Origin of the sequence: Streptomyces sp. NBC_00271 (assembly GCF_036178845.1) — a bacterium.
Classification (GTDB): domain Bacteria; phylum Actinomycetota; class Actinomycetes; order Streptomycetales; family Streptomycetaceae; genus Streptomyces.
Genome location: NZ_CP108070.1, coordinates 5,780,791 through 5,793,073, shown reverse-complemented (window position 1 = coordinate 5,793,073; position 12,283 = coordinate 5,780,791). Strand labels below are relative to the sequence as shown.

Sequence of the window (12,283 nt, the reverse complement as noted above, 5' to 3'; positions counted from 1 at the left end):
CGGCTCCCCGCCCACCCGTTTCGTTTGGCTGCGGGACCGGTGGGGGTTGTTCGCGCAGTTCCCCGCGCCCCTAGGCGGGGCTTCGCCCCGCATCTTTTAGCCCGTCCGGCGTTTGAGGACGAGGCCGTTCAGGCCGATAGGGGGTCTGGGGCGCAGCCCCGGCCCCCCAGGGGCGCGGGGAACTGCGCGATCGGCCCCCACCGGCCCGCAGCCGACGAACCCACCCGGGGGTCTGGGGGCGGAGCCCCCAGTGGGGTCGAAGGGGCGGAGCCCCTGGGGATGGGACGGGTAGGGGCGGCGGGGGCGGAGAACATGGGTGTCGGCCGGAGCGGAGGCCCGCCGGGGAAAGCCTCGGCTCTGCGCACCGGGCGAGGTGAGAATAGGCGGGTGCGGTACAGAATCCTGGGGGTCGCCCAGGCGGAGGATGATCAGGGGGCCCCGGTCACGCTGGGCGGCCCCCGGGTACGCGCCCTGCTCACGGCGCTCGCCCAACGAACGGACCGCACCACGACCCCCCAGACCCTGATCGACGAGGTATGGGCGGACGACCCCCCACTGGACGCCCCGGCGGCGTTGCAGGCCCTGGTCGGCCGCCTGCGCCGAGCGATCGGCAAGGACGCGGTCGCCTCGGAGGCGGGCGGCTACCGGTTGCGGGCCACCAAGGACGACGTGGACCTGTTCGTCTTCGAGCGGCAGGTACGGGACGGCAAGGCCGCCCTCGACCGCGGCGACCCGTCCACCGCCGCTCACACCCTGCGCGCCGCCCTCGCCCTGTGGCACGGCCCGGCCCTCGCGGACCTCCCCCACCGAGACGCCGCCACCCGCTGGGACGCGCTCCGCCTGCAGGCGACGCACACCCGCATCGACGCGGACCTGCGACTGGGCCGCGCCCCCGACGTCGTACCGGAGTTGAAGGAGCTGACAACCGCCCACCCGTACGACGAGACCCTGCACGCCCTGCTCATCCGCGCCCTGCGCGACGCGGGCCGGGGAGCGGACGCGCTGGCCGCGTACGAAGGGGTGCGCCGCGCCCTCCAGGAGGGTCTGGGTGCGGATCCCGGCCGGGAACTGCAGAGGCTGCACGCGGTGTTGCTCACCCCGGCGGAAGCGGGCGGGCCCGGGCCCATACCCGTGGACGCCGACCTTCGCGTACGGCGGGAAGGGGACGCGGCGGAGGCGGCCACGGGGCGAGGGCGTCGCGTCGACGCCGGCTCCTTCGAAGAGCGACCGACTCCGCACCCGACCGAGGACGGACGCCTCCCCGGCCCCGACCCCCGCTTCGACCCCGAACGCACCGGCAACCTCCGCCCCCGCCTGAACTCCTTCGTCGGCCGGGAACCCGAACTCGACGCGATCCGTTCGGATGTGCAGAGGGCACGCCTGGTCACGCTGACCGGACCGGGCGGTTCGGGAAAGACCCGCCTCGCCGAGGAAGCCGCCGCCGGGCTCCCGCAGGCCTGGCTGGTCGAGCTGGCCCCGCTCGACCGGCCCGAGGCGGTCCCGGGCGCGGTGGTCAGCGCCCTCGGTCTGCGCGAGACCGTGTTGATGACCCACGAGATGGCGATGGTCGGCCAGGACGACCCGCTCGGCCTGCTCGTCGAGTACTGCGCCCCGCGCAGCCAGCTCCTGATCTTTGACAACTGCGAGCACGTCATCGGCGCGGCCGCCGAACTCGCCGAGACCCTGCTCACCCGCTGCCCAGAGCTCACCATCCTCGCCACCAGCCGTGAACCACTCGGCGTCCCCGGCGAGTTGGTGCGCCCGGTCGAGCCCCTGCCGCCCGACCCCGCGCGCCGACTGTTCATGGAGCGCGCGGCGGCCGTACGTCCCGACCCCGACGCCGCGCTCCACGACTCCGAGGCGGTGGACGAGATCTGCCGGCGGCTCGACGGCCTGCCCCTGGCCATCGAGTTGGCCGCCGCGCGCCTGCGGCTGCTGTCACCCCGCCAGATCGCCGACCGGCTCGACGACCGCTTCCGGCTGCTCACCTCCGGGAGCCGCACGGCGCTGCCCCGCCAGCAGACCCTGCGCGCGGTCGTCGACTGGTCCTGGGACCTGCTCGACGAACGGGAGCGGGCCGTGCTGTGCGAGGCGTCCGTCTTCGCGGGCGGCTGGGACCTCACGGCCGCCGAAGCCGTCTGCACCGGTTCCCTCACTGGTTCCCTCACTGGTTCCCGCACCGGTTCCGTCGCTGGTTCCCTCACCGGTCCGGTCGCCGGTGGCGTGGCCGATCTTGTCGGGGCGCTCGTCGACAAGTCACTGATCGTCGCGACCCCGTCCGCCCCGTCCGCCCCGTACGACGAGGACGGTGGCGGCGGCATGCGGTACCGCATGCTGGAGACGATCCACGAGTACGCCACCGAGCGCGCCGCCGAAGTCCCCGAGCTGCGCGCCGCGGCCGAGCGGCGCCACCGCGCGTGGGCGCGTGACCTCGTCGAGGAGGCCGAGCCACTGCTGCGCTCCGCCGCGCAGCTGCCCTGGATCCACCGCCTGGAGACCGAGCTCGACAACATCCGGGCGGCGCTGCACCGCGCGATCGTCGCCGGTGCGGAGGAGGACGCCGGCGCGATCGTCCTCGCCATGGGCTGGTTCTGGTGGCTGCGCAACTTCCGCAGCGAGGGCGGGGAATGGACGGAGCGCCTGCTGCGGCTGGGCGCGGCGCTCGACGCGAGGCGCGTCGTGTCCGAGGCGAACCGGGCGCACGGCGGGGAGGGCGGCGACGGTGGCGACGGCGGTGATGGCGGGGACGGGTGCGAGGGCCGCGGCGGTGGCGACCTCCTCGCCGACCTGGACCGGTTCGACCCCCTGGCCGCCTTCCTCGACGCCCCGGACCACGAGGAGTCCCATCCGCTGCACGGCATGCGGATGCGGGTGCGCATGCTGCACCTGTTCATGCTGGTGGAGACCGATCCGCTGGACGCAGGGGCGTATCCGTGGATTTCGGAGTACATCCTGCGGGTGCGGGACTTCTTCGAAAAGGGCGGTCCGGCCGCGGCGACCATGCCGGGCATCGTCTGGCCGATGACCGCCTTCTTCCTGAGCGGTTGGCACGACGTGCGTCCGTCGATGGACGCGGCGCTCGCCAACTGCCGTGTGTACGGCGGCGAGTGGGAGATCGGCGTCACCTTGATGTTCCGTACGCACATGGTCGTCGACGCCCCGGGCGGCATGCCGGGCGTGGACGACGACCTCGCGGAGCTACGGGTGCTCAGCCGGCGGGTGGGCGACCGCTGGGTGCGCGCCCAGGTGTGCAGCGCCGCGGGGGAGGCGGCCATGGCGCGCGGTTTCTACGACGAGGCCAAGGGCGAGTACGAGGAGGCACTGCGGCTGGCCTTCGAGGTCGGCGCGTACGCCGAGACGCCCTTCCTCATGGCGCGGCTGGCCGAGCTCGCCTACCGAGCGGGCGAGCGCTCGCGGGCGCTGACCGCCCTGGACGAGGCGAACGCCGCGGCCGAGCGGTACAGCGTCACGGACTCCGGCGCCTTCGTCCGTCTGCTGCGCGCCCAGCTGGCCCTGGACGACGGCGAGGTCGCCTTCGCGCGTGAACAGTGGGAGCAGGCGTGCGAGATGACCGCCCGCGCCACCCCGCCGCCGCAGTTCATGGCGGCGCTGAACTGGGTCGAGGCGCTCGTGACGGCCGCCGAGTCCGGCCCGGAGCCCGGCCTGCGCAAGATGGTCGACGCGTTGGCCGGAGCGGTGACGGGGCGGTGCGCCGATGTGGTGACGGCGAGCCTCGTCGAGAGTGCGGCGGGTCTGCTGTCCGAGCTCGGCGACCATCCCCGAGCGGCCCGTCTGCTCGCCGCCGGTACTTCCTGGCGCGGCGGTCACCCCCGTCCCACCCAGGAGCGCACCGGCGCAGAGCGCACGGAGACCGCCGCGCGTGCCGCTCTCGGTCCCGTCCGCCATGAGTCCGAGCGGACGACGGGGGCGGCCTTCAGCCAGACCGACGCCCTGCGGGAGCTCGCGGAGGCGCTTAAGGAGTACGAGTAAGGAGTACGAGTAGGGAGTACGGGGCCGCGTGAGGGAGTAGTTCACCTCACTGGCACTGGAACTTGGACTCCGCCCAGTCCGCCAGGGCCACCGCGTCGAATCTCGTGTGCGGTTCGACGGCCAGCCGAATCGTGGTGCGGCCGGTGAGGTTCACATGCACGGGGATCGCGGGTTCGCCGCCCTTGACCAGTGGCGACTGCCACAGGCGCGCTCCGTCGGCGTACACGGAGAAGCTCACCTGGCCGAGGCCCAGCGTCAGGTCGTCCACGCCGACCAGTGCGTCGTACGCCGAGCAGCTGCGGTTGAGGTCGATGGTGACCGAGGACTCGCCGTGCACGGTCACGCCGTGGGTGTACCGCTGACCCGCGATCGAGACTCCCCACCGCTGCCACACCCAACTGCTCCCGCCGAGCCGCATCTCGGGCTTGGTGTGGTCACCGGTGACGTCGTACTTCAACTCGTTCCACTGGTAGACGACCGGTGCGGGAGGCGGCGGCGGGGTGGGCGTCGGCGTGGGGGCCGGCGCGGGGGTGGGTGTGGGCTTCGGCTTCGCCCGCGTCGGGGTGGGTGTGGGTGACGGCTTGAGGGTGGGCTTCGGGGTGGGCCGGGGAGCCGGGGTCGGGCTGGACTTCCGTGCGGAGGCCACCACCGGGGCCCCTGGCGCGGGCTTCTTCGACGGAGCCGGAGTCGGGGTCGGCGTGGGCTGTGGCTGTGGCGCTTCGACCACCGGCGAGGTGGCCGACGGTTTGGCCTCGGGCTTCTCCTTGGCCGGGCTGCCGTTGCCGACGAGCGCCAGTGCCAGCGCCGCCGCGGCCACCGCGACGACTCCCGCCGCGATACCGGCCTTGACCGGCGCGCCGAGCCCCTCCGAGGCCGCCGCGCCGCCCCCGGCGCCCGCCCCGCCCGAGCCGCCGCCCGCCGCTCCAGCCGCGCCCGCCGCCCCGCCCGAGCCGCCGCCCGCCGCTCCAGCCGCGCCCGCCGCCCCGCCCGAGCCGCCGCCCGCCGCTCCAGCCGCGCCCGCCGCCCCGCCCGAGACCGCCGCCCCGCCCGAGCCGCCGCCCGCCGCCGCTGCGCCCGCCGCCCCGGCCGCGCCCGCTCCGGCGCCACCGGCGATGAGCGCGACGGCCTTCGCGTACCCGGCGGCACCGAACCAACCGATGACCGCGACCGGCACGACCGCGGGGATCCCGCTGGCGACTTCCTTGATCTGGCCCGCGGCCAGCCGGCACTTGGCGCACTCCTCCAGGTGCTTGCGCAGTCCGCGCTCGGCCCGGGTGCGCAGGCCGCCGCGGGCGTAGGCGCCGAGCCGGTCGGCGTAGCGCGCGCACTCCTCGTCCATGATGAGCGTGGCGCTGACGTGTGCCTGGAGGTAGGCCTGCTTGAGGCCCTCGCGGGCGCGGCTGGCCAGGACGCGGGTGCCGTTGGCGTCGAGCCCGAAGAGCGTGGCGACCTCGCTCGGGGACTCGTCCTCGACCTCCGTGTGCCACAGCACGGCCTGCCAGCGCTCCGGCAGCGACCGGAACGCCTGCATGGCCATCGACTGCTCGGCCTCGTGCATCGCCCGTACGTCGGCACCCAGGTCCAACGTTTCGTCGTCGGACACCTCGGAGGTGCGGGAGGACCGCGCGGCGAACACCGCGAAGTCGTCGACCAGTTGTTCCCGTTTCGCGGACTTCGTCCAGCTCGCGGCGACGCGGCGGACCGTGGTGAGCAGATACGCGCGTACGGCGTGCTCGGGGCCGTGGCCGCGGCGGACCGCCTGGAGCATGCGGGCGAACACCTCGGCGGTGAGGTCGTCCGCGGTGTGCGCGTCCCGGCAGCAGGTGCGGGCATAGCGACGGACGGCTTCGGCGTGACGGCGGTACAACTCCTCGTACGCCGTGTCGTCGCCCGCCCGCATCCGCCCGATCAGATCGGCGTCGGAGGGCGGCAGCTCGATCGGGGGTGGCAGGACGGCGTCACGCCGGTCGAACCGGTCGCGTTGCGCCGGAACGCTGGCGTCCCTCGGGGCACCCGAGGTACCTGGAGCACCCGGTGGACCCGAGGGTTCCGGGGTGATGCCCGACGGACCGCCCTGGCTCGGTACCTGCCGCGAGGGCGACCCGCCGGCCTCCGCGCCACCGTCACCGAGTGACTCGTCCCGCCCGTCAACGCTCATCGCGGAAAGCCCCCGCCTGCACACTCGGACCCGAATACCGGGACAGAGTGCCACACGCTTCAGGGACGGGACCCCACCGCACGGACCAACCACTCGTCCGTGGGGACTTGCCACACGACAGCACTAGTGGTCACCCGTTTGGGGAATAGTCAATAAACGCTCCCCACAAGGCAGTTGCGCCACGGCCGGAATGAGCGGACTCCGAACAACGTCATCTCGGACTCCGTCACCCCGGCCGCCGTCACACCGGCCGCGAGCGCAGCCCCTCCAGCAGGATGTCCAGCAGCCGGGCCGAGGCCGCGGCCTGCTGGACGGCATCCGGCAGCGAGGGCGCCGCCGTGGCTATGACCAGCAGTACGTCCGCCACGGTCACGTCCGCCCGCAGCTCGCCCGCCGCGCGCGCCCGATCCACCAGCCGACCCACCACGTCGAGCAGCGCGGCCGCACCGGCGTCGTCGGCCACCGAGGCCATGGCCTCCTCCTCGGGCGCCGACCGCTGCTCGACGAGCCGGAGCTCGGGGGCGAGCTGGGACCGCTGCTGCGGCACCCGCGCCTCGTCCGCCGAGGGCCCCTCCTCCGCGACGCCGACCCGCAGCACCTGCGGCGGCAGCAGCCGCCCGGCACCCGAGGCCACCGACGTGCGCAGGAAGCGCGAGAGCGCCGACCACGGCTCGTCCTCCTGACCGAGCGCCGCGCGCGCCTGGTCGGTCAGCCGGGAGGTCTCCTCCTCGGCTATCCGACGGACCAGGACGTCCTTGCTCGGGAAGCGCCGGTACACCGTGCCGACGCCGACCCGGGCGCGCCGCGCGACGTCCTCCATCGGCGCGCCGTACCCCAGCTCGCCGAAGACCTCGCGCGCCGCGCGCAGTACGTGCTCCAGATTGCGCTGTGCGTCCACCCGTAGCGGCGTCGTCCGCGATCCGTCCACCGGACCGCGGCCATTGCCGCCCGTTGCCGCGCCGACCGTGCCACCGGACGTGATGGCAGACGCGGAAGACCAATGAGCATCCTGAATGTGCATAAGCGTTCCCCCGGTAATGACGTCTCCCCCCGGAGACTCTCCCCGCCATTGGAAGCCGGAGCGAGCGGAACAAGCTTGATTCACGAACCCGTCGTGCGGACTCGTCGAGCGCATCCCCCTACACCCCGTCGACACACGAACATAGTTGAGTGGGGGTCAATTCAGAAGGGGCAGGTTCCGCACGGAGCGCCCCCCGATCGGAGTACGGGTCGGGTACCTCCCGATTACGCCCCCTCCGATCCCCCTGGGTACCCCCTCTGACCTGCGCACTCTTCCCGTACTCCGGCAAACAGGGCAACCCCTCGGGCCCCCGGCCGTCGGTCACACAAATTGTCGAGCCTGTGGACAAACTCAAGAGCGGGGTGCGTCATGGGATGGTGAAGGAACCTGTGCGCATTCTCATCGTCGGCGGCGGCTACGTCGGGATGTACACCGCCCTGCGCCTCCAACGAAAGTTGAAGCCGGAACTGGATCGGGGCGAGGTCGAGATCACCGTCGTCTCCCCCGACCCCTATATGACTTATCAGCCGTTCCTTCCCGAAGCCGCCGCGGGCCTGATCTCGCCGCGCCACGTGGTGGTCCCGCTGCGCAGGGTCCTCGACCGGTGCCGGATCGTGGTCGGCGAGGCCCACAGCATCGACCACGCCAAGCGCACCGCGACGCTCAGCACGCTCGCCACCGCCGAGGAGGGCGCGGGCACGGAACAGATGACGTACGACGAGCTCGTCCTCGCCCCCGGCTCGGTCTCACGCGCCCTCCCGATCCCCGGACTCGCCGACTACGCCATCGGCTTCAAGACCATCGAAGAGGCCATCGGGCTGCGCAACCACGTCATCGAGCAGATGGACATCGCCTCCTCCACCCGCGACCCCGCGATCCGCGACGCCGCCCTGACCTTCGTCTTCGTAGGAGGCGGTTACGCGGGTGTGGAGGCGCTCGGCGAACTCGAGGACATGGCCCGCTACGCCGCCCGCTACTACCACAACGTCAACGCCGACGACATGAAGTGGATCCTCGTCGAGGCCTCCAACCGCATCCTCCCCGAGGTCGGCGAGGAGATGGGCAAGTACACGGTCACCCAGCTGCGCCGCCGCAACATCGACGTACGCCTCGAAACCCGCCTCGACTCCTGCGCGGACCGGATCGCCGTCCTCAGCGACGGCGCCCGCTTCCCCACGCGCACGGTCGTGTGGACCGCCGGCGTGAAACCGCACCCGATCCTGGCCGCCACCGACCTCCCTCTCAACGGGCGCGGCCGCCTCAAGTGCACTGCGGAACTGACCGTGGACGGCGCCCCGCACGCGTGGGCGGCGGGAGACGCCGCCGCCGTCCCCGACGTCACCGCAGGGGAGCCCGGCAAGGAGACCGCGCCCAACGCCCAGCACGCGGTACGCCAGGCCAAGGTCCTCGGCGACAACATCGCCCACTCCCTGCGCGAGGAGCCCCTGGAGACGTACTCCCACAAGTACGTCGGCTCGGTCGCGTCCCTCGGGCTGCACAAGGGTGTCGCACACGTCTACGGGCGCAAGCTGAAGGGCTATCCTGCCTGGTTCATGCACCGCGTCTACCACCTGAGCAGGGTCCCGACCTTCAACCGCAAGGCCCGCGTACTCGCAGAATGGACCTTGGCGGGGCTCTTCAAAAGGGAGATCGTGTCTCTCGGATCGCTCGAACATCCTCGAGCGGAGTTCGAACTCGCGGCCGGTGGAAAGCATCCTATCGACCCGAAGCTCGACCCGAAGGGGTCGTCCTGACCGGACCCAGGAACTCCACCGATCAGGCAGGCGTCTGACGGATGGCGGACCGGTCGGCCAGACTGGTCCCGACCTTGGGCGGGCCGACGGTTCGCTCATCCGCACCCACAGGCTTCTTCCCCAGCGCCGCATTTCCCGGGTTCCGATCAGGGAGGCAGCGCTCCAGTGGCTCCGGCCGCGGGCCGGACCCCCGGCCGGATTCCGGAGCCGACCGGAGACGACAATCACGAGGCAAGGATTCGGTGAACTTCACCCGCTGGAGCGCCCGGCTCCCCGGAACGCAGCGCCGCACCGCGGCGCGGACCGAACACACGGCCTCCCCGGACCGTCGAGGCGAGGGCTCCGTGCCTGCGGCCCGCGGCGAGCAGCTGACCGACGACGCGCCGCCCGTCCCCGCAGTCGACGACCTGCCCGTGCGCGAGGTCCTCGACCGCGTCCCGGCCCTCGTCGCCCTCGTGCACGGCCACGACCACCGCGTGGCCTACGTCAACGACGCCTATGTGGCGGCCTTCGGCGCCCGACCCGTCGGCGAACCCGCACGCGAGGCGCTGCCCGAGCTCGCGGAGATCGGCCTGCTCCCGCTCCTCGACCAGGTGCTGCGCAGCGCCAAGCCGCGCACGGTCAAGTCCCGCAAAGCGCCCGGCGGCCGCTCGTACACCTTCACCTGCACGCCCGTCGACGCCACCCCGGACGGCCAGGACGGCGGCGTACTCGTCTTCGCCACCGACGTCACCGACCACGCCGAGGCCGCCGAGCGACTGCGCGCCAGCGAGCGCCGCCAGCGCGAGACCGCCGTCACCCTCCAGCGCTCCCTGCTCCCCCAGGAGCTGGAAGAACCCGACGACCTGCGCGTCGCCGCCACCTACCAGCCCGGCGGCACCGAGGCCGCGGTCGGCGGCGACTGGTACGACGTGATCACCCTCGGCGGCGGCCGCACCGCGCTCGTCATCGGCGACGTGATGGGCCGCGGAGTGCGGGCCGCGGCCGTCATGGGGCAACTGCGCACCGCCGTACGCGCGTACGCCCGCCTCGACCTGCCCCCGCACGAGGTCCTGCAACTCCTCGACGGACTCGCCACGGAGATCGACGCCAACCAGATCGCCACCTGCGCGTACGCCGTCCACGACCCCAACGAGGGGCGGCTCGTGTACGCCTCTGCGGGCCACCTCCCGATCCTCGTCCGCGACGAGAACGGCACCGTGATCCGCGCCGACGAACCCACCGGACCACCGCTCGGCACCGGCGGCTGGATGCACTCCTCGGGCTCGGTCCCGCTGGGCCCCGGCTCCACGGCCGTCCTCTACACCGACGGCCTGGTCGAGCGCCGCAACGAGGACCTCGACGAGGGGATCGCGTCCCTGGAGCGCGCCCTCGCGGGGGCGACGGGCACGCCCCAGGTCGTCTGCGACCGCCTTGTCCGCTCCGCGGGCGTCACCGCCGACCACGACGACGACGTGGCCGTCCTCGTCCTCCAGCACCCCGCCCGTACGGGCCCCGACGGAGAGCTCTTCCGCAACGCGGCCCTGGAGCTGCTGGGCGGGGTGGAAGCGGCTCCCCGCGCGCGTGCCTTCGCCTCCGGCGTGCTGACGAGCTGGCGTTTCCCGTCCGACCTCCATGATCTCGGCGTCCTCGCCACCAGCGAGCTGGTCGCCAACTCCCTCCAGCACGGCACCCCGCCGATGCGCCTTCGGCTGCGCCGTACCGACCGCCGCCTCATCATCGAGGTCACCGACGGCGACGACCATCTGCCGCGTCGGCGTCGCGCCGAGCCCGCCGACGAGGCCGGCCGTGGTATCGCGATCGTCGCGACGATCGCTTCCGGTTGGGGGTCGCGGCGTACGCCCGGCGGAGGAAAGGCGGTCTGGTGCGAGTTCGCCCTACCCCGCGCCGCCGGCTGACCCCCTGCCCCCGGGTGTGTGTTCTCTGAGAAACAGGAGACGGCTGCCGCCACGGTGAAACGTGGTGACAGCCGTCGTACGCACGTCGTACGAGCCTCCGTCAGGCGCTCGCCCGCACCGGCTCCGCGGGTGCCGCCCCGCCCTGAGCCACCACCCGGCTCGTCGCCAGCCACGGCTGGTTCTGTACGGGGCTGAGCTGCCGCCCGAGCCGCAGCGCCAGGAACGTGATGCCGAGCGAGAAGAGCAGAAACGTCACGACGTACGGACCGTGCAGCGAGGCCCCCATCGGACCGCCCACCGCCGGACCGACCGCCAGCGCGAGCTGCTTCACCAGGGCGAAGGCGGAGTTGTACTGGCCGGCCAGTCCCGTCGGCGCGAGATCCGCGACCAGCGGCGCGACCGTCGGCGACAGCATCGCCTCGCCGAGTCCGAACAGCGCGTACGTCGAGACGAACGCCGCCGTCGCCATCGTCTGGCTGCCGTGTCCCAGCCCCGCGTATCCGGCGGCCAGCCACGCCACGGCCCAGATGAGGCCCACCGCCGCGATCACCCGCGACCGCTTCCGGCGCTCGACGAACTTCAGCACCGCGAACTGCGCCACCACGATCATCGCCGTGTTCGCCGCCATCGCCGTACCGAGCGCGGAGGTCGAGATCCCCGCCGCCTCGACGCCGTACGCGGACAGCCCCGACTCGAACTGCCCGTAGCAGGCGAAGAACAGCACGAAGCCCAGCACGGACAGCTGCACCATGGCCCGGTTGCCCAGCAGTTGCTTCCAGCTGCCGCCCTCGGCCTGCGGCGCGTCCCCCTCGATCCGCGGCGCGTGCGGCACCCGTACGGTCGCCATGATCACGACCAGCACCAGGAACATCGCCGCCTCGATCGCGAACAGCAGCGTGAACGAACTCGCGCGGGTCGTGTCGACGATGTGGCCGCCGATCAGGCCACCCACGCCGAGCCCGAGGTTCTGCAGGAAGAACTGAGTCGCGAAGGCGCGCGACCGGGTGTCCGCCGTCGAGCAGTCCACGATCATCGTCGCCAGCGCCGGCTGCATGACCGCTTGTCCCGCACCGAGCGCCGCCGCCGACAGCAGTACGGCCGTGGCGTTGCTCGCGAGCCCCAGGCTCAGTGCCCCGATGGCGGCGGTGACCAGGGCGGTGAGCAGGACCGGCAGCGGGCCGCGCAGGACGATGGCCCGTCCGGCGAACGGCAGCACCACGAGAGCGGCCACGGCGAAGACGGCGAGTACGAGGCCCGCCGTCATGGAGCCGAGTCCCCGTACCTGCGCCACATAGACGTAGAGAAAGGGGACGGTAAAGCCGAGCCCGAACGCTCCGAGTGCGTTGCCCACGTGGATCCGGCGCATCGCTGCGCCCATCGCCCTGGTCACTTTCACCTGCCTTGGTCGTGATGCCTCGGCGCGCATGGATGCAGGCCTGAAGACTTCGAAGCTAAAGTTAGA

Annotated in this window: 6 protein-coding genes; 3 read left to right on the top strand and 3 right to left on the bottom strand. The window is 72.7% G+C overall.

Going from position 1 to position 12,283, the window contains the following annotated elements; all coding sequences use genetic code 11:
* The first annotated feature begins 387 nt into the window (after positions 1-387).
* On the top strand, positions 388-3,990 hold the full coding sequence (locus tag OG798_RS26430) for an AfsR/SARP family transcriptional regulator (RefSeq protein ID WP_328757759.1): 3,603 nt from the start codon (positions 388-390) through the stop codon (positions 3,988-3,990).
* A gap of 46 nt (positions 3,991-4,036) precedes the next feature.
* On the opposite strand, the gene OG798_RS26425 is transcribed toward OG798_RS26430, so the two are convergent.
* Together OG798_RS26425 and OG798_RS26420 are read right to left on the bottom strand one after the other, a co-directional pair.
* On the bottom strand, positions 4,037-6,148 hold the full coding sequence (locus OG798_RS26425; RefSeq protein WP_328757758.1) for a sigma-70 family RNA polymerase sigma factor: 2,112 nt from the start codon (positions 6,146-6,148) through the stop codon (positions 4,037-4,039).
* Between the two features lie 241 nt (positions 6,149-6,389).
* A complete protein-coding gene (locus tag OG798_RS26420; protein WP_095853859.1) occupies positions 6,390-7,169 on the bottom strand; it encodes a TetR/AcrR family transcriptional regulator in 780 nt (259 codons plus the stop codon).
* Positions 7,170-7,543: 374 nt separating this feature from the next.
* On the opposite strand from OG798_RS26420, the gene OG798_RS26415 reads away from it, so the two are divergent.
* Together OG798_RS26415 and OG798_RS26410 are read left to right on the top strand one after the other, a co-directional pair.
* Positions 7,544-8,923: an NAD(P)/FAD-dependent oxidoreductase gene (locus OG798_RS26415; RefSeq protein WP_097225457.1), complete on the top strand. Its 1,380-nt coding sequence runs from the start codon at positions 7,544-7,546 to the stop codon at positions 8,921-8,923.
* 242 nt (positions 8,924-9,165) lie between these two features.
* Entirely contained in the window at positions 9,166-10,821 is a 1,656-nt protein-coding gene (locus tag OG798_RS26410) for an ATP-binding SpoIIE family protein phosphatase (protein WP_095853861.1), read from the top strand.
* Positions 10,822-10,921: 100 nt separating this feature from the next.
* Here the strand turns inward: OG798_RS26410 and OG798_RS26405 are convergent, their stop codons facing one another.
* Positions 10,922-12,199, bottom strand: a complete 1,278-nt coding sequence (locus OG798_RS26405; RefSeq protein WP_095853862.1) for an MFS transporter — start codon at positions 12,197-12,199, stop codon at positions 10,922-10,924.
* Positions 12,200-12,283 lie beyond the last annotated feature (84 nt).